20 protein-coding genes are annotated in these 20839 nt (G+C 68.8%); 4 read left to right on the top strand and 16 right to left on the bottom strand.

The genetic code is table 11. The features are described from left to right. Positions 1-47: 47 nt before the first annotated feature. From BM394_RS21755 to rpe, 7 genes are all read right to left on the bottom strand, one after another. Positions 48-1073 carry a beta/alpha barrel domain-containing protein gene (locus tag BM394_RS21755; RefSeq protein WP_245780375.1) on the bottom strand — a complete coding sequence of 342 codons (1026 nt, stop codon included), beginning with the start codon at positions 1071-1073 and terminating at the stop codon, positions 48-50. Positions 1074-1409: 336 nt separating this feature from the next. Continuing rightward, positions 1410-1871, bottom strand: coding sequence for a PH domain-containing protein (locus BM394_RS21750; RefSeq protein ID WP_092981605.1), 462 nt, complete (start codon positions 1869-1871; stop codon positions 1410-1412). Then, complete coding sequence (ribH, locus tag BM394_RS21745) at positions 1868-2368, bottom strand: 6,7-dimethyl-8-ribityllumazine synthase (protein ID WP_092981603.1); 501 nt, start codon at positions 2366-2368, stop codon at positions 1868-1870. The genes BM394_RS21750 and ribH overlap by 4 nt, the downstream gene beginning before the upstream one ends. Further along, positions 2365-3690, bottom strand: coding sequence for a bifunctional 3,4-dihydroxy-2-butanone-4-phosphate synthase/GTP cyclohydrolase II (locus BM394_RS21740; RefSeq protein ID WP_092981601.1), 1326 nt, complete (start codon positions 3688-3690; stop codon positions 2365-2367). The genes ribH and BM394_RS21740 overlap by 4 nt, the downstream gene beginning before the upstream one ends. Then, positions 3687-4337 (bottom strand): riboflavin synthase, encoded by a 651-nt coding sequence (locus BM394_RS21735; protein ID WP_092981599.1) that lies wholly within the window; start codon positions 4335-4337, stop codon positions 3687-3689. The genes BM394_RS21740 and BM394_RS21735 overlap by 4 nt, the downstream gene beginning before the upstream one ends. A 143-nt stretch (positions 4338-4480) precedes the next feature. Next, positions 4481-5521 (bottom strand): bifunctional diaminohydroxyphosphoribosylaminopyrimidine deaminase/5-amino-6-(5-phosphoribosylamino)uracil reductase RibD, encoded by a 1041-nt coding sequence (gene ribD / locus BM394_RS21730; RefSeq protein WP_092981595.1) that lies wholly within the window; start codon positions 5519-5521, stop codon positions 4481-4483. Further along, on the bottom strand, positions 5518-6195 hold the full coding sequence (rpe, locus tag BM394_RS21725) for a ribulose-phosphate 3-epimerase (protein WP_092981592.1): 678 nt from the start codon (positions 6193-6195) through the stop codon (positions 5518-5520). The genes ribD and rpe overlap by 4 nt, the downstream gene beginning before the upstream one ends. 174 nt (positions 6196-6369) lie before the next feature. On the opposite strand from rpe, the gene BM394_RS21720 reads away from it, so the two are divergent. After that, positions 6370-6858, top strand: a complete 489-nt coding sequence (locus BM394_RS21720) for a nitroreductase family deazaflavin-dependent oxidoreductase (protein ID WP_092981587.1) — start codon at positions 6370-6372, stop codon at positions 6856-6858. 102 nt (positions 6859-6960) lie between these two features. On the opposite strand, the gene BM394_RS21715 is transcribed toward BM394_RS21720, so the two are convergent. From BM394_RS21715 to BM394_RS21685, 7 genes are all read right to left on the bottom strand, one after another. Beyond that, the gene (locus tag BM394_RS21715; protein ID WP_092981643.1) at positions 6961-8370 is read right to left on the bottom strand and encodes an amino acid permease; all 1410 of its coding nucleotides are present in this window, start codon (positions 8368-8370) and stop codon (positions 6961-6963) included. Between the two features lie 242 nt (positions 8371-8612). After that, positions 8613-9065, bottom strand: a complete 453-nt coding sequence (locus BM394_RS21710) for a nucleoside deaminase (RefSeq protein ID WP_425427681.1) — start codon at positions 9063-9065, stop codon at positions 8613-8615. 150 nt (positions 9066-9215) lie between these two features. After that, on the bottom strand, positions 9216-9632 hold the full coding sequence (locus BM394_RS21705) for an OsmC family protein (RefSeq protein WP_092981581.1): 417 nt from the start codon (positions 9630-9632) through the stop codon (positions 9216-9218). A 45-nt stretch (positions 9633-9677) separates the two neighbouring features. Then, entirely contained in the window at positions 9678-11099 is a 1422-nt protein-coding gene (locus tag BM394_RS21700) for an RsmB/NOP family class I SAM-dependent RNA methyltransferase (protein WP_092981579.1), read from the bottom strand. Then, complete coding sequence (gene fmt, locus BM394_RS21695; RefSeq protein ID WP_092981577.1) at positions 11096-12034, bottom strand: methionyl-tRNA formyltransferase; 939 nt, start codon at positions 12032-12034, stop codon at positions 11096-11098. Before fmt ends, BM394_RS21700 begins: the two co-directional genes overlap by 4 nt. A gap of 2 nt (positions 12035-12036) precedes the next feature. Next, on the bottom strand, positions 12037-12612 hold the full coding sequence (gene def, locus BM394_RS21690) for a peptide deformylase (protein WP_092981575.1): 576 nt from the start codon (positions 12610-12612) through the stop codon (positions 12037-12039). Between the two features lie 171 nt (positions 12613-12783). Next, complete coding sequence (locus tag BM394_RS21685; RefSeq protein ID WP_092981573.1) at positions 12784-14442, bottom strand: putative glycoside hydrolase; 1659 nt, start codon at positions 14440-14442, stop codon at positions 12784-12786. 185 nt (positions 14443-14627) lie between these two features. Between BM394_RS21685 and BM394_RS21680 the strand changes: the two genes are divergently transcribed. After that, on the top strand, positions 14628-15719 hold the full coding sequence (locus BM394_RS21680; RefSeq protein ID WP_092981571.1) for a polysaccharide deacetylase family protein: 1092 nt from the start codon (positions 14628-14630) through the stop codon (positions 15717-15719). A 44-nt stretch (positions 15720-15763) separates the two neighbouring features. Here the strand turns inward: BM394_RS21680 and BM394_RS21675 are convergent, their stop codons facing one another. After that, a complete protein-coding gene (locus tag BM394_RS21675; RefSeq protein WP_092981641.1) occupies positions 15764-17815 on the bottom strand; it encodes a primosomal protein N' in 2052 nt (683 codons plus the stop codon). A gap of 259 nt (positions 17816-18074) precedes the next feature. Between BM394_RS21675 and BM394_RS21670 the strand changes: the two genes are divergently transcribed. Further along, the gene (locus BM394_RS21670; RefSeq protein ID WP_092981569.1) at positions 18075-18530 is read left to right on the top strand and encodes a tRNA (cytidine(34)-2'-O)-methyltransferase; all 456 of its coding nucleotides are present in this window, start codon (positions 18075-18077) and stop codon (positions 18528-18530) included. 541 nt (positions 18531-19071) lie between these two features. Beyond that, a complete protein-coding gene (locus BM394_RS21665) occupies positions 19072-20361 on the top strand; it encodes a serine hydrolase domain-containing protein (protein ID WP_092981567.1) in 1290 nt (429 codons plus the stop codon). A 70-nt stretch (positions 20362-20431) separates the two neighbouring features. Here the strand turns inward: BM394_RS21665 and BM394_RS21660 are convergent. Beyond that, positions 20432-20839: methionine adenosyltransferase domain-containing protein (locus BM394_RS21660; RefSeq protein WP_175530208.1), on the bottom strand; the 408-nt coding region annotated here is incomplete at its 5' end.

Here is a 20839-nt window from a genome sequence, read left to right as displayed (position 1 = left end):
TCGCGCCGTGGCGCACGCCCCACCCCGAGCTCCTCGGTTCCCGGAACTCACCGCCTCGGGGGCCGGTAGTTCTCGATCCGCCGCAGCAGCGCCCTGATGCGCAGCGCGTACAGCGGGGACAGCGCGTAGCCCGGGTAGCTGGCGAACCAGCCGGCACTGCCGAGGCTCACCGCGTCGGCACCGGCCCAGAAGTACTCCCGGCAGTCGTCGAAGCTGCGGATGCCGCCGGTGGCGATGATCGGCAGGGTCACACCGGCATCGCGCAGCTCCGAGACCACCCGAAGTCCGACCGGTTTGATCGCCCGCCCGGAGAGCCCGCCGAAACCGTTGGCCAGCAGCGGATTCCCGGTCTCCGGATCCAGCCGCAGCCCCTTGACGGTGTTGATGGCGGTCAACGCCGACACGCCGTGCCGCGCGGCCAGCCGGGCGTGCTGCAGGTAGTCGTAGTCCGGTGAGAGCTTGAGGATCACGGGGTGGTTGCTGCGTGGCACCGCCTCGGCGAGCACGGATTCGATGATCGCGTTGAAGTCGAAGTTGACGTTGTGGCAGGAGACGTTGAACTCCACCGCCGCGATGTCGCCCGCCGGGACGGCATCGTTGATCTTGTCCACCAACGTGGTGAACTCCTCGGTGGAGAATCCCCCGACCGAGATGATCGTGTTCTGCCCGCGAGTGCGCGGGTAGTAGTCCCGCAAGTAGGAGTCGATGCCCACGTTGCACCAGCCGAAGGCGTTGAGCCAACCGCCGTCGACCCGCTGCAGCGCCCTGCCGTAGCGCTTCAGCAGGCCGGGCAGTTCCCGCAGCGGCCAGACGTCGCGGGTGGTGAAGTGGCCCTCGCGGGGCTCGACGGTGACCGTGCGGGTGGTTATGGCGCCGAACCGGTCCAGCGGCACGAACTGCGAGACGGGGCTCATGCCGTAGGGGATGAGCTTGGAATTGGCCACGCCGTAGCCGAGTATGCTCGAAGAGGTCACCAACCGGTTGCGGAGTCGGATGTCCCCGAGCCGGACGTGCGGCCCCGCCGTCTCGTCGGCACGGACCAACCGCAGGTTGCGCTCCTGAGCCAAGCTCACGATCTCTCCCCTCACCGTGTGCGCGATGACCGATTCGATGTCACCGTGCTCATTCTCGCGCATCGGCGAGCGGCGGCACACGCGGTGGGTGCACAGGGATTTCCCGCTCATGTTGTCGGTGTGCCGCGGCTCCGACAATGCCGAGCCGCGCACCGTTCCTCGGCGCGACAGCGCCGATACCACCCTCGCAATCGGCACCGCCGCGGGTTCTCCCGTGCGGCTCTCGCGAGGACGCCCCCGACGTTGTGTAGTGACTACCCGATGTCGGGGCACCCACAGCGAGAGCCGTGCCAGAGGTTCCGCCACCCGACCCCCTACGGGCCGGACGGGGAGTAATCACCCATCGATGTGGCCGATCTCGCGCCGCAGGGCACGGAGGTCTCGCATCGCGCGGACCGCGTGCTCACCGTCGAAGGACTGGATGGCCGAGATGGGCTCGTACTCGTCGTCGGGCAGTTCCAGCCGCGCGCAGTTGGCCCCTTCGGGAAAGCTCACTCCCCGCACATCGGACCAGGAGTAACGGCGGGTCAGGATCGAGTTGCGCACTTCCACGCCGTTCTCGTCGGCACGCAGCCGCGGCCGGATCGACAGCAGGACGAGCCCGGCCAGCACCGCGCCGATGCCGACCATGGCCACCTGGTCGGAGACCGTCAGCAGCAACCCGTTCGAGGTTCTGCGCAGCATCACCGCGGCCACCCCGCAGACCACGAACACCACGACAGCCGCGGGCACGGCCACGTTGCGCACCCGCTTGGGGCGCACCTGCACGAAACCGTCGGTACCGGTCGAGGCGCTCACAGGAAGCCTCGCTCGCTGCTGTAGTCGCCGCGGAGACCACGCAGCACCAGCGCGGTCTCCAGCGCGGCCGCGGTGGCCTCGAACCCCTTGTCCTCGATCGAATCGTCGAACCCGGCGCGCAGCGTCGCCTGCTCACGACTGTCCACTGTCAGCACACCGTTTCCGACGGCGGTGGACTCGTCCAGGGTGACCCGGGTCAGCCCCGAGGTCACCGACTCACAAACGTAGTCGAAGTGCGGAGTTCCACCGCGAATCACCACTCCGAGCGCCACCACGGCGTCGTAGGCGTGGGTGAGCTGCTGGCAGACCACCGGAAGTTCCATCGAGCCCGGCACCCGAACCACTCTCGGCTCCGCGGTGCCGGCCTGTTCGGCCGCCTGCAGGGCACGTCGCAACATCTGCTCGGCGATGTCCGCGTGCCAGCGAATGGCCACGATCGCCACTCGCAGGTCGGGCGCGTGCGGCACCGAGACCTGCGGGCGTCCTTCCCCGCTCATGCCGTCACCTCCGAGCCGCCACCGATCGAGGAGTCCTCCCCGTCGTCCAGGTACTGCAGTTCGTGTCCCATCCTGTCCCGCTTGGTGCGCAGGTAGCGCAAGTTCTCAGCGTTGGGGCGGATGGGAAGCGGCTCGCGGCCAACGATACGCAGTCCGTAGCTTTCCAGCCCGACCCGCTTGTCAGGATTGTTGGTCAGCAGCCGCATCGATCGGACACCGAGATCGGCCAGGATCTGGGCCCCCTGCCCGTAGTCACGGCCGTCCACGGCCATGCCCAGCGCCAGGTTCGCGTCGACGGTGTCGGCTCCCGCGTCCTGCAGCTGGTACGCCTGCAGCTTGTGCATCAGGCCGATGCCCCTGCCCTCGTGGCCGCGCATGTAGAGCACCACGCCCCGGCCCGCCTCGGCCACCCTGGCCAGCGCGGCGTCGAGCTGCGGGCCGCAGTCGCAGCGCAGCGAACCGAGCACGTCACCGGTCAGGCACTCGGAGTGCACGCGCACCAGCAGGTCCTCGCCGTCGCCGATGTCGCCGTACACCAGCGCCAGGTGCTCGATCCCGTCCAGCAGGCTGTCGTAGCCGAAGGTCCGGAAAGTGCCGTGCGCGGTGGGGATGCGTGCCTCGGCGACCAGCTGCACCTGCTTCTCGAACCGCCTGCGGTAGGCGATGAGGTCGGCGATGGTGATCAGCGCGAGTTCGTGATCGGCGGCGAAGACCTCCAGCTCGTCGCGTTGGGCCATCTCCCCCTCGGCTTTTTCGCTGACGATCTCGCAGAGCACTCCGGCGGGCCGCAGCCCGGCCAGTCGTGCGAGGTCGACGGCGGCCTCGGTGTGGCCGGAGCGGCGCAGCACCCCGCCCTCACGAGCACGCAGCGGCACCACGTGCCCCGGCCGGTTGAGGTCCTCAGCCGTGGAGTCGGGCGCGGCCAGCACGTTGATGGTGTGGGCGCGGTCGGAGGCCGATATGCCGGTGCCCACGCCGGAGGCGGCGTCCACGGTGACGGTGTAGGCGGTACCGTGCAGGTCCTGGTTGGCGTGGTACATCGGGGGCAGGTTGAGGCGGTCGCAGTCCTCGCCGGTCAGCGCGGCGCAGACGTATCCCGAGGTGTAGCGGACCATGAACGCGAGCAGCTCCGGGCTGGCCAGCTCCGCGGCGAAGATCAGGTCACCCTCGTTCTCCCGGTCCTCGTCGTCGACCACGACCACCGGCCTGCCCGCGGCGATGTCGGCCAGTGCCCGCTCGATATCGGCGAAAGTCGTGTTGCCGACCTGCTCGGCGTCCCTGCTGTCCGGGGGGCCGTCCGGGACGGAATCCTTCGAACTCACCGCGCCTGCTCCCTACTGTCACCATTGTCCGCCGCACGCGGTGTTCCCGTGCGGGTGAGCCGGTCGAGTTGTGGGGCCATCAGCCGCTCCACGTGTTTGGCGAGCGCGTCGACTTCGATGTTGACCCGATCGCCGGGTGAGCGCAGCCCCAGTGTGGTCACTTCCCGGGTGGTGGGGATCAGGGCCACGCTGAAACCGTCCTCGGTGAGACCGGCCACCGTCAACGAGATCCCGTCCACGGTGATGGAGCCCTTCTCCACCAGGTAGTGCGCCAGGTGGGGCGGGAGTGAGAACTCGGTGCGACCGTCGGCGTCGGCCGCGAGGAGGGTCGCGGTGTCGTCGACGTGCCCCTGCACGATGTGCCCGCCGAGCCGGTCGCCGAGCGCCATGGCACGTTCCAGGTTCACGCGGTCGCCCGCGACGAGCTCCCCCAGGGTGGAACAGCGCAGGGTCTCGTCGACGACGTCGACGTCGAATCCGTCCTCGGTCAGCCGAACCACGGTCAGGCAGACTCCGTTGACGGCGATGGAATCGCCCGGCGAGGAGTCACCGGTAACCACCGAGGCTGCCAGCGAGAGTCGGGCGCCGTCGGAGGATCGCTCGACCGCGACGAGCTCCCCGAGTTCCTCCACGATCCCGGTGAACACGTGGCACCCTCCTTTGGGCGTTCCAATCGGCCGTTCGGGGGACGTCGGTCGGGAGTTTTCCCGCGAGGTAACCGTACCCAACGTGTTCCGAGCGAGAAGTCATTACCCGTACGACGTAGCGAACCGCGGTCGCTGCCCCCACTTTAGCCCTCGGACGGAACAGCGCTGATCCACACGTCCCGCCCGCACATCCTGACCCGTTCGAAGTGAAAGCGCCACGCCTGCGAGATACTCGCCACTCCCGCGTCGCCGAGCGCGGCGCTGCCCGAACCGAGCAGGGCCGGCGCCACGAAGGCCTCCACGAGGTCGATCCGTCCGGCCTCCAGGAACGCCCCCGCCAGGGTCGGACCTCCCTCCAGCAGTACCGCGGTCACTCCCCGCTCGGCCAGCGAACGCAGCACGCGATCCGGATCGCCACCGGCGAGCCGGATCGTGGGAGCGGAGTCGTCGAACACCTTGGCCGACTCCGGGAGATCGCGATCACCCACGACCACCCGCAGCGGTTGTTCCGGCAGCGGGGCACCACGCTCGTCCCTGGCGGTCAGCCGGGGATCATCGGCCAACACGGTGCCGGTACCGACGAGCACGGCGTCGCGGTGTGCCCGGATGCGGTGCACCTCGGCGCGTGAGGGCTCGGAGCTTATCCACTGGCTCGTGCCGTCGGAAGCGGCCGAACGACCGTCGAGGCTCGCGGCGTACTTCCAGGTCACGTGGGGAAGGCCGGTTCGCGTGGCGTGCAGCCAGGGGCGCAGCGCCCCGGTGGCGACCTCCTGCTCGTCGATGCCGCCGACGACGTCCACTCCGGCCTCGCGGAGCAGGGCGGCACCACCGGAAGCGGCCGGGTTGGGGTCGGCCACCGCGTAGGCCACCCTGGCTACGCCCGCTTCCCGCAGCGCCACCGCGCAGGCCCCGGTCCTGCCGGTGTGGGCACACGGCTCCAGCGTGACCACGGCCGTGCCACCCACGGCGGCCTCACCGGCCTCTCGCAGCGCCAGGGCCTCGGCGTGCTCCCGACCAGCGGGGCGAGTCGCCCCGGTGCCGGCGACGTGCCCGTGGCGGTCCAGCACCACGCAGCCCACCGCGGGGTTGGGGCTGGTGCTGCCGAGTACGCGTTGCCCGAGTTCGGCGGCCCGACGCATGGCGTCGAGGACCACCGGGTCACGGGACCAGTCCGAACCGTTCATGCGGAACCGTGCGCGGATGCGTCCAGCGCCCGGGCACGCAGTCCCTCGACCGCGCGGACGGGATCCTCGGCCCCGTATACGGCCGAACCGGCCACGAAGCAGTCCACGCCCGCCTCGGCCGCCTGTTCGATCGTGTCGCTGTTGATGCCGCCGTCTATCTCGACGAGCAGATTGAGGTGGCCGGTGTCGACCATGCGGCGCGCCGCGCGGACCTTCTCGAGTACCCGCTCGATGAACTTCTGGCCGCCGAATCCCGGTTCCACCGACATCACCAGCAAGGTGTCGTAGTGTTTGAGCACGTCGGTGTAGGACTCCAGCGGGGTGTCGGGTTTGACGGACAGCCCGGCGTTGGCACCGGCGGCACGAAGGTTCTTGGCCAGCGCCACCGGGTCCTCGGCGGCTTCGGCGTGCACGGTGACGTTGTGCGCACCGGCCTCGGCGTAACCGGGTGCCCAACGATCGGGGGCGTCGATCATGAGGTGGCAGTCGAGCGGGGTGTCAGTACTGCGCAACAGCGACTCGACAACCGGCAGGCCGAGTGTGAGGTTGGGAACGAAGTGTGCGTCCATAACGTCGACGTGCAGCCAGTCGGCCCCACGACCGGGGCCGCCGACAGCGGCCATCTCCTCGGAGAGCCTTGCGAAATCCGCGGACAGGATAGACGGCGCGATCATGGGCTGGTTCGACACAATCGGATGATAGCCCTCGGGTGAGGCGAGGGCGGTGCTCCCCGGTGGAAGACACCGGCCGCGAACCGGAAAGTCACGTAGTGTCCGGGTGACCGCGCTGTTCTCCGAGTCACCGCGGAGCGCTCCCGACGAGCGAAACCGAACGGACGGAGGCGGGAAGTGCCGATCACGAAACACTGCCCCGGAGGGCTGCTGCGCGGGGTGCTGCGCGCCCCCGTCCGGTTGTACCGCAGGGATCTAGGCTGGCTGCTCGGCCACCGGTTCCTGTACCTGGTCCACCGCGGTCGCGACACCGGCGTACTGCGGGAGACCGTGCTCGAAGTGGTGCGGCACCAACCGGACTCCGGTGAGGTGGTGGTGGTCTCCGGCTGGGGTGACAAGTCCCAGTGGTACCGCAACATCACCAGCTCACCCGCCGTGGAGATCCGGGTCGGCAGACAGCACTACCGGTACCCGCGGCAGCGCGTGCTCGACGAGTCCGAAACCGCCGACCTGCTGGCCGGTTACGTGCGCAGACATCCCCACGTGGCGCGGGTGCTGGCGAGGGTGACCGGTTGGCCGCTGCTGAGCGAGGAGGGCCGCGCGGAACTGGCGCGGACACTGCCCGCGATCTCGTTCACCCCGCGCGACCACAGCGGCTCGGTCTGAACCACCGCGTCACACCACCGGGGTCACGAAGTCCGTTCGCGATCCGGTGTTCCGGGCCGGGGCGCTCGGCCCGAGCGAGCCGAGCGAGTCCCCGGGCGGGATTCAGACGTCCACGCGTTGTTCGGTGGTTCGGCGACTCTCCCGGCGCCTGATCAACCAATAGGCCAGCAGCAGCGACGCCACGAAGGGCAGTCCGGCCTTCCAGGCCATGCCGAACTGGGCGGTGAACGGTGTCGTCAGCAGCACCGCGAGCACGAAGAGCATGGCGAGCACGGTGGTGAGCGGGGCTCCGGGCAGTCGCACCGGGGAACTCGGCAGGCCTGCCGCGGCACGTTTACGACGGAAGGCGAGCTGGCTGGCGAAGATGATCAGCCAGGTCAGCAGCGCGCCGAACAGTGCGATTCCCAGCAGCACCGGAAACGCCGAACTCGGCGCGAACGCCGACACCGCGGCGGCCAGCGCCAGCCCGACCGCCGAGAGCAGCAGCGCCCGACGGGGTGTGCCCTGGCTACTGAGCCCGGCGAACCAGCGGGGCGCGTAGCCGTCGCGGGCCAGCGAGTAGGTCATGCGGGCGGTGACGTAGAGATTCGTGTTCATCGCCGACAGCGCGGCCGTGAGGATGACGAAGTTCATCACGCCCGCCGCGGCGGGAACCCCGGCTATCTCGAACAGTCGCACGAACGGGCTCTGCGTCAGCTCGTCACCGCCGGAGGCGCTGTTCCACGGCAGGATGGACACGATCACGAGCATGCCGAGCACGTAGAACAGCGCGAGCCGCAGCACCATGCCCCGGGCGGCGCGGGGGACGTCGCGGGTGGGATCGCGCGATTCGGAGGCGGTCACCGAGACGGCCTCGGTCCCCAGGTAGGAGAAGGTGACCACGGTCAATGCCAGCCACACCGCACCGATGCCGTTGGGCAGGAAACCACCGTGCGCGGTGAGCGCGCCCACACCGGTCGCGGGCTCGCCCGGCAGGCCGAAAACGATGTAGACGGCGCCGAGCAGGATGAACACCACGATCGTGACCACCTTGATCATGGCGAACCAGTACTCGAACTCGCCGAAGTAGCGCACGGCCGCCGCGTTGACCACGAGCATGATCACGGAGAAGGCGACGACCGGCAGCCACAGCGGCACTTCCGGGTACCAGAACCGGAAGTAGATCCCGGCAGCGACGACCTCGCTGCCGATGTTGACCACCTGCGCGGCCCAGTAGATCCACCGCTGCACGAATCCGGCCATTCCGCCGAGGTAGCGGTGCGCGATGGCTCCGAAACCACCGGCCTCGGGATGTACCACCATCATCTCGGCCAGCGCGTAGGCCAGCGCCAGCGCGGCCAGCGCGGCCACCACGTAGGCGAGCAGTACGGCAGGACCGGCGATGGAGATCGCCAGCCCGGAGCCGAGGAACAGTCCGGTACCGATCGCTCCCCCAACGGCGATCATCCCGACCTGTCGGCTGCTGAGATCCCTGCGTAACCCGGTCTCGGTCTCGTCGGCTCGCTGCCGCACCCCGTTTTCCTCCCGTATCGTCCGGAAACCGCGGAACAAACGGCCCACAATCTAAGGCAGGGAGCCCACGAACGGTTCCGCCGGGTGGATGCGGATTGCCTTGTTCGGGTTCGGCGTCGCGGCGTCCGAGCGTCAATTTCTCGCGAAATCGCCGCGCCGGAGGCGGGGCCGGAGCCACGTACACCTCGAGGGGCCGTCAATTTCTCGCGAAATCGCCGGGCCGGGAGGGGTTCGGTGGGACCTCAGCTGCCCACGTCCTCGTACCACAGCCGAGGGGACCGTTCGATGAAATCGGCCATCATGCGCACGCACTCGCCGTCGTCGAGCAGGATGACCTCGACGCCGCACTCGGCCAACCACTCGTGCCCGCCGTAGAAGTTGCGTGCCTCGCCGATGACGACCCGGCCGATCCCGAACTGCCGCACCAGCCCACTGCAGAACCAGCACGGCGAGAGGGTCGTCACCATAGTCGTCGCGCCGTACCCCCGGTGCCTGCCCGCCGCTCGAAAAGCCGTGGTCTCCGCGTGGGCGGTAGGGTCACCGTCCTGCACCCGCCGGTTGTGGCCGCGCCCCAGGATGTCGCCTCGCTCGCCGACCAACACCGCACCGATCGGTACGCCACCCGCCGCCTCGCCCGCACGGGCCTGCTCCACGGCGGCGGCCAACCAGCTCCGGTACTCTTCCAACCTCGTCACTGACTCCATCGCCCGTCTTCCGCTCCGCACCCGGGTAAGAACGTCGTCCCGCCGGGACCACACCGGCGCACCAACCGTATCCGGCCGGTGGAGCGATCGACGGCCGGACGCCGGCGGATCAGCCCGGCGACTGGTCAGGCAAGCGACTGGTCAGCTCGGCAACGTGAAGGTTATCGGAGTACCGCGCTCGACACTGCGGCTGACCGTGCAGTGACGTCCGATGGCGCGTCGCACGGCTTCGACCAGTTTCGTCCGCTCGGCCTCGTCGGTGATCGCCGACAGATCCACCTCGAAGGAAACCCCCACCGACTCGAAGGTCTCGGGATCCTGTTCGTCGACCGTGCGCTCCGCCCGGGCGGTGATCGGCGCGTCGTCACCGAGTCGCCGCACCAGCAGGTTCTGCCCGGTGAGTTGGGCGCACCCGGCGATGGCGGCCAACAACAGCTCCCCCGGCGTGAACGCGTCCGGCATACCCCCGGCCGCGATCTCGACCGTGCCGCCGCGACCGTTGCTCGCGGTGAACGTGGACGCACCTGTTCGGGTGACTTCGACGGGACTGGAGGACATAACCACCTTCCGTAGCGGTTGCTCGGCTGCGAGAACGAGACGCGGTCAGACCCGCAACAGCGCGCAGAACATCGCGTCCGTGCCGTGCCGGTGCGGCCACAGCTGCACGGACGGCCCGTCGCCCAACGAGGGGACCTCGGGAAAGAACGGTCTGGCGTCCAGTTGTCGCACACCGGTTTCGGCGACCACCTCGGAGACAACACCGGTCGTCTCCGCCGGATGCGGGGAGCAGACGACGTAGGCCACCACCCCACCGGACCTGGTAAGGCGCACAGCGGAGGACAGCAGTTCGCGCTGCAACCGCACGAGATCGGCGACGTCCTCGGGCTGTCTGCGCCAACGTGCCTCGGGCCTGCGCCGCAGCGCCCCCAGCCCGGTGCAGGGCGCGTCCACCAGAACCCGGTCGTAGGTCCCGGACAGGCCGGGATCACGCCCATCAGCGACGCGCACGTTCACCGACAGCCCCCGCGTGGCCGATCTGACGAGTTCGGCACGGTGCTCGGCCTGCTCGACGGCGTCGAGCGATCCACCGTCCAGGGTGACCAGCGCCCCGAGCAAGTTCGCCTTGCCACCGGGACCGGCACACAGATCCAGCCACCGGGTGTCCCGGCCGTCCAGTTCGACACCGGTCAACGCCAACGTCGCGAGCTGGCTGCCCTCGTCCTGCACCGCGGCGAAGCCCTCCTGGACGGGCTCCAGTTCCCCGGGGTCGCCCGCACCGGCTTCGAGATGGACACCGTAGGGCGAGTAGGGCGCGGGATCACCGCCGGTGATCGCGGCCAGCTCGTCCGCGCTGATCTCACCGGGGCGCGCCGTCAGGTGCACGGCCGGTCGGGCGTCGTCGGCGGCCAACGCGGCGTCGAGTTCCGCACCGGTGTCGTCCAGCACCTCGGCGAATGCCTGCGCGATCCAGCGGGGATGGGCGTTGCGGAACGCCGTGTGGCCCACGGGATCGGACTCCACGTCCGGAGCCAGCAGTTCGACCCACTCCGACTCCGTGCGCTCCCCGACCCGGCGCAGCACCGCGTTGGCGAAACCGGCCAGTCTGGAACCACGATTGCCGCGCACCAGGTCGACCGTCGACGCGACGGCCGCGTGACCGGGGATACGGGTACGCAGCATCTGGTAGGTGCCGAGCCGAAGGGCGTCCAGCAACAGCGGGTCCACTTCGTCCAGCGCACGATCGCTGCACTCGGCGATGACCGCGTCCAGCAGTCCCCGCGCCCTGGCCGAGCCGTAGGCGAGTTCGGTGGCCAGTCCCGCGTCCCTGCCGCTGACCCGGTACTGCCGCAACAGCCCGGGCAGCACGAGGTTGGCGTAGGCGTCGCGTTCCCGCACGGCACGCAGTGTCTCCAGCGCCGCCGTGCGGGCGGGATCGTCGGTCGGCGGTTTCGCACGCTCGGCGCGCCGGTTCGGCGGCCGGGAGTTCTTCGGACGGGAGTTGGCGCCAGGACGCTTGCGGTTCACTTCAGCACGGTTCCTTGTTCGATATGCACACCGCGTGCCCAGTCGGTGGCGGGCATGCGCTTCTTGCCGATGGCCTGCACCTCACCGAGCCGGACGGGATCGGTGGCTGTGCCCACCAGCACTCGCTTGCGCTCTACGAGGAGCTCGCCCGGTCGCAGCGCACGCAGTTCCGGGGAGTCGGCCCCGACCACGGTAACCGGTCCCAGTTTGAGCCGGTGCTCCGCCAGCCATGCCCAGGCACCCGGTTCGGGGGTAACCGAGCGGATCACCCGCTCCACGGCCTGGGCGGGCATCCCGAAATCGACCTTGGCCTGTTCTGAGGTGATCTTGGGGGCGTAGGTGATCCCGTCGGTCGGTTGCGGCTCGGCGTGCGCGTTCCCGTCCTCGACGGCGTCGAGGGTCGCCACGAGCAGCTCGGCGCCGGACACGGCCAACCTGTCGAGCAGCGAACCGGCGGTGTCGTCGGAACCGACCCCCTCGGTGACCACGCCGAACACCGGTCCGGCATCGAGCTCGGGCACGATCCGGAACGTGCTGGCACCGGTGACGTCGTCGCCGTACCTGATCGAGGCGGGCACCGGCGCCGCGCCGCGCCAGGCGGGCAGCAGCGAGAAGTGCAGGTTGATCCAGCCGTGCCGAGGGATGTCGAGTGCCTCCTGCCGCAGCAGCGCTCCGTAGGCCACCACCGGGCAGCAGTCGGGCTCCAGTTCGGACAACCGCCGCAGGAAATCCGGATCCGAGGCCCGCGAGGGTGTCAGCACCTCGATACCGTGCTGCTCGGCGCACTCGCGCACCGGTGAGGGGACCAGCCTGCGCCCGCGTCCGGCGGGAGCGTCGGGCCTGGTTACCACCGCCACGACCTCGTGCCGCGAGTCGAGCAGTCGACGAAGTGCGGGCACGGCTGGTTCTGGAGTGCCCGCGAATACCACGCGCATGTCTAGTGTGCTCCTCCGAAGGACGAGTAGGGGTCCTGCTCCGTCGCAGGCCGGACGCGATCGGACGAACGGTCTCCCCGCTCGTTCCGAGCCTGATCGTGCTGGGCCGGTTCGTGTCGGGCCGGACCGCCGGAACTTTCGTCGAGCCGATCGAGGAAGACCAACCCGTCGAGATGATCGATCTCGTGCTGCAGACAACGCGCCAGCAGGTCCGAACCGATGACTTCGACGGGTTCGCCGTGCATGTTCCACCCCCGAACGAGCACGGTGCGGTACCGCGGGCACAACCGATCGACCTCCGGGACGGACAGACACCCCTCGGGCCCCACTCGCGGCTGCTCGTCGAGCGGACGCAGCGAGGGGTTCACCAGATGCCCGGCGTAACCGGCGCAGTGATAGGCGAACACCCGAACCGGTTCGCCCAGTTGCGGGGCGGCCAGCCCGGCACCACCGTGGCTCTCCATCGTGTCCCAGAGATCGCGCACGAGCGCACGCAGCCCGCTGTCGAAGTCGACGACCTCGGCGGAGCCACCGCGCAGCACGGGGTCCCCGAACAGCCGGATCGGCCGGACGCTCACACGTGCTCTCCAGGGTCGTGGGGTGCCGGGTTCAGTCTAACGACCACCCGTCGAGTTCGACGGGACCGAACCGTCCGGGCGCTTCCGGAGCCGTGCTCGGCCCTCGGCACGCCCGGACGGGCACGACCTCGCCACGGCGACGGCCGTGGACAGCCCGAGCGGAAACCCGATTCAGGGACCGGCCGAAAGGGCCGCCGCGGTGTAGTCACAGGTCGGCGACCACAGCAGGAAGGAATCGATGTCGTTGTTCTTGGTGGCATCGATCTGGGCCGACACCTTGCCGGGACCGTAGTGCACCCCGAGGCTGAAGTCCTGCAACCAGGGAATCACCTGGGATCCGGTTCCCTCCGTGGTGCCGAGCCAGTCCCGCAGCGAGCGGTTCACGATTTTGTAGGGTTCGTTGTTGGGATCGGCGACATCGTACTCACCCGGACCCCAGTGCGATGGATAGATCATCGGGGACACGTAATCGACGTGTTCCGCGATCTTCGGAATGTTCTGTCCCACCGACTCCGGCCTGGTCACGGTAATGCCGAACACCGAGGCACCGAGGTAGGCATCGTGTTCGCGCAGCCGTTGGCGGGACTCTCGCAGGAATCCGGCGATGCTTTCCGAGGGCGTTTTCTCCAACCCGGCGAAACGCATTCCACCACGATCGCCGTCCGGCCTGCGCACGTAATCGTAAAGAATGTCGTCGAATCCGAGCCGTGCCGCTTCGACGGCGATGTCGATATTGTAGTCGCGCACCGCGGGATTCGCGAAATTGGTGAACGAGTAATCACCGTAGCCACCGTTGTAGGGGCCGCCCGCCGCGGTGCGGACCACCCGGTCGCGATTGCCGGACTTCCAGGCGGACTCGGCGAGGACGGGGTCTTTGAAGGCCACCAGCCTGCCGACCACTCGCACGCCCATGCCGTGCAGCCGATCTATGGCCTCGCGGGCGTCGAAGTACCCCTTGTCGGCGCCGATCCGCTCGGCCAGCGGCACCTCGGAGTCGTACTGGATCTCCCCGCTCTCGTCCTTTATGTCCAGCTCCACGGTGTCGATGAGCCCCTGGCGGGCCATGCGCAGCACCGGCTCGCGGAGTTGGTCGCTGGACCAGGCCAGACCGGTCATGTGCACCGCACGCATACCGGGGTGGTCCACCTCGATCCTGACCTCTGTCGAGGAGGTGTTGCCCGCCCGGTCGGTCGCTTTCACGGTCACGCTCGACGCGGCGTCGCCGAGTTCGCGACTGAATTTTCCGGAACCGTCGAGTGAGACCCGTTCCCCGGCAACAGTGACCCGAGAGGCATCAATCGCCTTACCGGAAACGGCAACCGGATCCGAAAAGGACTCACTGCTGAACTTCTCCGGCACCAGGATCTCGGGAGGAGTGGCGTCCACTTCGAAGTTCTCGCGCAGCGTCCTGCTCCAGGGCAGCGCTCCGGAAGGGACTTCCACCCGTAACCGGTGGGGCCCCTCGGTCAACTCACCCGGCCGCAGCACAGCCGCACCGTCCCGCGCTCGGACTGAGACGGATTTTCCGTCCACATCGGCCTTGATCTCGTCCGGGGACTCGGTTTCCACCCGGATCGCACCGTCGGCGACCGCCGCCGGGGTGAGCGGATGGTCGGGCAGTCCACGCACTTCGGGCCGTTGCATGGTGAGCAGGTTCGCCATCCAGATACCGCCGACCACGAGCAGCAGCCCGCCCACGCTCAGTGCGATCTTCATCCAGGACGCCCGCCTGCCACGACCCTTGGCGGAGTCGGATCGCGGATCCTCGTCGTGGTTCCCGGCGTCGGAGTTCTCGGTCTCTTCGCTGTCTTCTGGCGTCGGATCAACCATCGTGTCACCTCATCTGATCCACCACGGTAGGCCGACGCGGTGCCGCTCGCAGATCGCGGCAAAACGTCGTGATTCACGGTGGCAGGTAATACCGGTTCGAGCAATGACCGGCATGGAGTAACCAAAACCGGCCTGCCTTTCTCTACAGTGTGAAATCTATGGCACTTACGAGGGAATTAAACGGCATGGGCTTGTCATCCAGACATCTGGTGTCCAACCGACTGCGTGCGCTGCTCGTCTCGACCGTCGCGCTCGGACTGCTGGCCGCGAGCGGCTGCGCCTCCGGTGACTCCTCGCAAGCTTCGTCCGGCACGGACGGCGAAACCACCGCGTCCACACCGGCCGCGTCGTCGAGTGCGGCGCCCAGCTCGAAGCCGCCCCCGCCCGCCGAGGTGGGAGCCAACGAGCTGGGGAAGATCCCCATCCTGATGTATCACCGGATCACGCCCGACCCGAAGAGCGTCTACGACCGCACCCCCGAAGCGTTCCGGGCCGAGCTACGGCGGCTGGCCGAGGAGAACTACGTTCCGATCACCACGGCCGACTACGCCACGGGCCGGATCGACACACCGGCGGGCACCCATCCGGTCGTGCTGACCTTCGACGACGCCTCGACCAGCCAGTTCCGGCTCGACTCCTCGGGAGAACCCGCGGCGAACACCGCCGTGGCCATCATGCGCGAAGTGGCCGCACAGCACCCGGGTTTCCGAGCCACCGCCTCGTTCTACATCACCACTCCGCCCTTCGGCGGCAACGACGTCGCCCAGAGCCTGCGCTGGTTGCACGAACACGGTTTCGAGTTGGGCAACCACACGCTGGATCACCCCACGCTCTCCTCGGAGTCACCGTCCGAGGTGCGGCACCAGATCGCCGGACTGCGGCGGCGAATCACCGAGGCGACGCCCGACGCGGAGGTCAGCACCATCGCGTTACCGCACGGGGTACATCCCGACCGGGAAGAACTGGCCCGCTCCGGTGAGTCCGAAGGCGTCCGGTACGAGCACGACGCGGTGCTGCTGGTCGGCGCCAGGCCCGCCCCGGCACCGTTCACGCGGCGTTTCGACCCGCTCAACGTTCCCCGGATCCGCTCGCAGGGCGGCAGCGGTGACTCCGCGAAGTTCGGCTCGACGGTGTGGTTGGACAAACTCGCGGCCAACCCCTCCGCACGCTACACCTCCGACGGTGATCCCGACGTGATCTCCTACCCCTCGGACAGCTCCCGGAAACCGTCGAAGCGGTACGCCGAGCGCGCCGAGAGCTACCAACCACGCGAGTGAAGCGATCACGATCCAGCCCACCACCAGACCACCGAAACCCCACGTCAGATCGGTTCGAGCGGATCCAACTGCACACGTACGGGGCCACTGCCCCCGCGTCCTCGTCTCACCTGCGCCTCGTACAGCGCGTCGGCCAGCAGCCTGCCGTGCGCCCGATCGACCCGCAGCAGGGCCCGCTCGCGTTCGGACTCCCCCTCCGCGTCGACCTCACCCAACGGAACCGGTCCCAGGATCTCGCCGCTGCCGGGCAGCTCGACACCGTCGAGCAGCTCGTTGACCGCTTCCGGAGAACCGTCCACGGAGGCCACCCGCTTGGCGGGCGGATAACCGAGTTCGGCGCGCCCGGCGAGTTCCCGTGCCGCGTACCAGGAAGGGTCCCAGCGCACCAGGGCCTGCACCGGCGGGAGCTCGGATTCGGCCAGTACCACCACACGTCCGCCGCTGTCCGAGGGACGTACCAGGGTCGCGGCGGCGAACCAACGGCGAAGTGCCTGTTCACCCGCTCGCAGCTCGGGACGGGACAGCATGGCTCGCGCGTCCAGCAGCAACGCCGCGCCGTAGCCACCCGCCGCCACCGGCTCGACTCCGGGGGTGGCGACCACCAACGCGGGAGCCTCGGGAACACGATCCAGCACCTCGTTACCACCCGAGGTCCGCACGGTCACCCCACCGAAAGCCTTCCCCAGCTCCTCCGCGGTACGGGCCGCACCGATCACGATGGCGCGCATCCGGTCGGTTCCGCAGTTCACACACCGAAAAGCGTGCTCGATCGCGCCGCACCAACGGCAGGAGGGCGGTCGCGCGGTATCGCCCGTCCCGACGGGAACCGCCAGCGGGCCGGCGCACTTCCGGCACGTGGCTCGTTCACCGCACCTGGCACAGCCCAGCGCGGGCATGTATCCCCGCCGCGGGACCTGCACCAGCACCGGGGTGCCGTCCCGCAACGCCTGCCTGGCGGCCTGGAAGGCGATCGAGGGAAGCCGCGCGGAGCGGATGGTGGGGTCCCTGGCGAGTTGCGCGTCGTCCTCGCCGATGGCGGTCACCCGGGGCGCGGCGGAACGCACCTCGGTCCGCCCCGCTACTATCTCGCCCGCCCAGCCCGACTCGACCAGCATCTCCGCCTCCGCCGTGCGCGCTAAGCCGCCGATCAGCAGCGCGGCCCCTGCCGAGTGGGCGCGATGGGTCAACACGTCCCGGACGTGCGGATAGGGCGCGGTCGGGTAGAGATGCTGGTCGTCGCCGTCGTCCCAGACGACCACCAGACCCAACGGGGGCACCACCGGTGCGAACATCGCCGCGCGGGTGCCCACCACGATCCGCACGTCACCGCGCCGCACGGCCAGCCAGCGGCGGTAGCGCTCGGCCTGCCCCAGTCCGGAGGACAGCGAGACCACGCGCCGGTCACCCAGCAACGCGGCACAGGACTTCGTCAGCCGAGCCAGATCGCGGTGGTCGGGCACCACCAGGATCGCCGAGCGCCGTTCGGAAGCCGCCGCGGCGGCGAGTTCCGCCAGTCTGTTCGACCAGTCCTCATCGGGCAGTGATTGCCACACGGCACGAGCTGGTTTTCCCTCCCGTACCGCCCGAAGGAACGCAGCGCCGTGACCGTACCGGGACCAGGCGGCACAGTCGGGCGGCGGCGGTGACTCACTCGGCCTGGCCGCGACGGCTTCGTTCTCCACCCTGGCGTGTCGCGGTGGTACGGCCAACCGCGCCACGTCGTTCAGGGTGCCCGCATAGCGCCGGGCGACCGCGCGGACCAGTTCGAGCAGCTCCCCGACCAGCACCGGCTCGGACGAGACGACCCGCTGCAGCCAGGCCAACCTGCCCGCGTAGTCCGACTCGGCGACCCGTTCCAACAGGAAACCGTCCAGCAACCGGCCGTTGAACCGCACGCGTACCCGGCAACCCGGCACGGCGTCGGCGTCGAAACGACTCGGCACGAGGTAGTCGAACGGCCGATCGAGATGATGCGGCGACACGTCGACGAGCACCCGGGCGACCGGAAGTTCGACGGCGGGCTCGGTGGACCGATCACGGGCCCCGGAACCGGAACCGCCCTTGGATCGGGCGCGTTCACCCCCGGTTGCCGACACGTCCACCTCCCGACACGCGCCCGTCGCGGGGCGCCGCTACCGACCGACAAGCCACTCTATCGGTTTTCGGCACGTGCTGTTCGGCACACACGGCGATGTTTCGGGCCGGCACACCCGAACCTCGAGCACCGAACGAATCCCGCCACCGGAGCACTTCTAGTATTGACGGGCGAACGGTCGCGCCGGTTCGGACGTTTCGGTCGACGTCCGTGCGCCACCTCCCACGGTTCACCCCGCTGACGGGCCGAAAGGAAGCCGAGTGTTCCACGTCGTCTTCTACCACCCCGAGATTCCCGGAAACACCGGGAACGCGATCCGAATGGTCGCGGGCACGGGCAGCGCACTGCACCTGATCGAACCGCTGGGGTTCCGGGTCACCGACGCGGATCTGAAACGCGCCGGGTTGGACTATCACGACAAGGCGGTGCTGCGAGTGCATCCTGACCTGGAATCCGCGTGGCGGGCGATCCGGCCGAGGAGGATCATCGCGTTCACCGTCCAGGCCGAGCGATCGTACGAGACGATCGACTACCGTCCCGACGACGTGCTGCTGTTCGGCCCCGAATCGGTCGGTCTGCCCGAGGGGGTGCTGCCGTCCGAACCCGAGACGAGCCGGGTACGCATCCCGATGGTGCCGGGAATCCGCTCGATGAACCTGGCCAACTCGGCGGCCGTGGCGGTGTACGAAGCATGGCGGCAGCAGGGCTTCGCCTAGGAAAGCAGGACTCCGTCGGGACGCCCGACGCGGGCGCGGGTGGCGAAACCTCTCGATCGGGTTACTGGTCGCGTGTACAGCATGGTCGCGGAGCCGGCCCGTGAGTCGGCGCCTCGCTCAAAGTCGCTTCCCGACGGCGGTCTCGGCGGCGGCGATTTCGCGAGAAATTGACGGTCCACGACGGCTGCGTGGCCGCAGCTCTGTCAATTTCCCACGAAATTGCCAGCAATTTCCCACGAAATCGCCGGGACACTTCGGCTCGGTGGCGAACCTCACCACCCCCGCGGGGCGAACCCCGACCACTTACGCAATCGGCACCGCCGCGGGTTCTCGCGTGCGACTCTCGTGAGGACGGCCCCGACGTTGTGTAGGTCGCTACCCGATGTCGGGGCACCCGCAGCGAGAGTCGTGCGCGAGGTTCCGCCACAGCAGCCCCAAGCCAAGAACCCCTGATTCCCGCGACGTGATTCGGCGATAACGCTGCGGAACTGGTGGGAGATCGGTTTCAATCGGGAACGATCTCCCACGGATGAGGAGCGTTATGAACGGAACAAGCGGACTCCGACGCGGACTGACCGCGGTGGGGCTGGCCGCTATGGTGGCACTGCCGGGCAGTGTCACCGCGGTGGCGGCCACGGCCCCGATCAGCTCGCAGCACAAGGCCGCCGAGGCGGGTTCGGCGAGACTCGGGGAAAACCTCGAAGCCGTGCACGAGGCCGGTATGCCCGGTATCCAGGCGGCGGTTAGTAGGAAGGGGCGGAGCTGGACCGGTGCGGCGGGAGTGGCCGACACCCACACCGATCGCCCCTTGGAAGCCGGTTTCGGCCATCGGGTCGGCAGCGTCACGAAAACGTTCACCGCCACCGCAGTACTGCGGCAGGTCTCGGTGGGGCGAGTGGAGCTGGACGCCCCGATCGGGCGGTATCTGCCCGAACTCGTCCCGGGAGAGCGGGGTGAACGGATCACGGTTCGAATGCTGCTGAACCACACCAGCGGTATCACGGACTACTTTCCGGTGGTCTTCAGCTCACTCACCCGAGGGTCGCTGGCCGATCTGGAGCGGAACAGGTTCCGCTACCACAGCCCGGAAGAACTGATCACGGCCGGACTGGAGCAACCCGCCACCAACGAGCCGGGGCAGGGCTGGGCCTACTCCAACACGAACTACATCATCGCCGGTGAACTGCTGCGCGAGGTGACCGGACAATCGCCGGAGCGCTACATCACCCGCGAAATCATTCGCCCCCTCGGGCTGCGGGACACCTACTTTCCCCGCCTCAACCCGTTCATCCCGGGACCGAACAGCAAGGCGTACGAAGCGCTGTACCACCAGCCGGAGCGGCGTGGCGAGTACAGCGTCTACAGTCCCACGGCGCTGCGTGCGGCCGGAGCACTGATCTCGACGCCCACCGATCTGAACCGGTTCTACGACGCGCTGCTGGGTGGTGAACTGCTGGACGAGTCACTACTCGCGGAGATGCGTGAGACAGTGGCGGTTCCGAACAGTCCGACCCTGCGGTACGGCCTGGGGCTGATGCGGTTCGAAACGCCCGCGTGCGGAGCGATGTGGGGCCACGAGGGCACGGTGCCGGGCATGTCCACACTGTCGCTGCACAGTGCGGACGGGAAGCGGCAGCTCAGCTACGGACTGAACCTGACCAAGTACCAGCGGCTCGACGAGAACGGCCTGCCGCTGATCCACGCGATCGACCGACGGCTCGGCACGCTGCAGGTCAACGCCGTCTGCGGTGCGAGTGGGACCGCGAGCACCGCTTCTCCCAGCGGTTCGGAAGTCGCGCTGCTCGCGGATCTTCACCGGCTGAACCGGTGACCGGAGCGAGTCAAGCGGGAATTCCTCCCGGCCGGGGTCGGTGAGGAGAGCACCGTTCCGGGCCGAGCGCTCACCGATCAGCCAACGAGCGGAGCGCTTCGGCCCGCTCGGTGCGTTCCCAGGGCAGGTCCACATCCGTACGCCCGAAGTGCCCGTAGGCCGCCGTCGGCGCGTAGATCGGCCGCAGCAGATCCAGATCCCGGATGATCGCCGCCGGACGCAGATCGAACACCTCGTTGATCGCGGCCTGAATCTTGACCGGATCCACGTTCTCGGTGCCGAACGTCTCCACGAACAGCCCCACCGGAGCCGCCTTACCGATCGCGTACGCCGTCTGCACCTCGATCCGGTTCGCCAAGCCCGCGGCCACCGCGTTCTTGGCCACCCACCGAGTCGCATAAGCCGCCGACCGGTCCACCTTCGACGGGTCCTTACCCGAGAACGCGCCACCACCGTGCCGCGCCATACCACCGTAGGT

Origin of the sequence: Actinopolyspora lacussalsi subsp. righensis, assembly GCF_900116555.1 — a bacterium.
Lineage (GTDB): Bacteria > Actinomycetota > Actinomycetes > Mycobacteriales > Pseudonocardiaceae > Actinopolyspora > Actinopolyspora lacussalsi.
The sequence above is the reverse complement of the archived record's forward strand: the minus strand, read 5'-3'. Positions and strand labels throughout refer to the sequence as shown.

What these genes read in the sequence shown, in the direction of transcription:
- fmt (WP_092981577.1), bottom strand. Translation starts at nt 12,034, where the DNA reads ATGCGCGTGGTATTCGCGGGCACTCCAGAACCAGCCGTGCCCGCACTT.
- BM394_RS21705 (WP_092981581.1), bottom strand. Translation starts at nt 9,632, where the DNA reads ATGTCCTCCAGTCCCGTCGAAGTCACCCGAACAGGTGCGTCCACGTTC.
- BM394_RS21685 (WP_092981573.1), bottom strand. Translation starts at nt 14,442, where the DNA reads ATGGTTGATCCGACGCCAGAAGACAGCGAAGAGACCGAGAACTCCGAC.
- BM394_RS21680 (WP_092981571.1), top strand. Translation starts at nt 14,628, where the DNA reads ATGGGCTTGTCATCCAGACATCTGGTGTCCAACCGACTGCGTGCGCTG.
- rpe (WP_092981592.1), bottom strand. Translation starts at nt 6,195, where the DNA reads ATGATCGCGCCGTCTATCCTGTCCGCGGATTTCGCAAGGCTCTCCGAG.
- BM394_RS21665 (WP_092981567.1), top strand. Translation starts at nt 19,072, where the DNA reads ATGAACGGAACAAGCGGACTCCGACGCGGACTGACCGCGGTGGGGCTG.
- ribH (WP_092981603.1), bottom strand. Translation starts at nt 2,368, where the DNA reads ATGAGCGGGGAAGGACGCCCGCAGGTCTCGGTGCCGCACGCGCCCGAC.
- ribD (WP_092981595.1), bottom strand. Translation starts at nt 5,521, where the DNA reads ATGAACGGTTCGGACTGGTCCCGTGACCCGGTGGTCCTCGACGCCATG.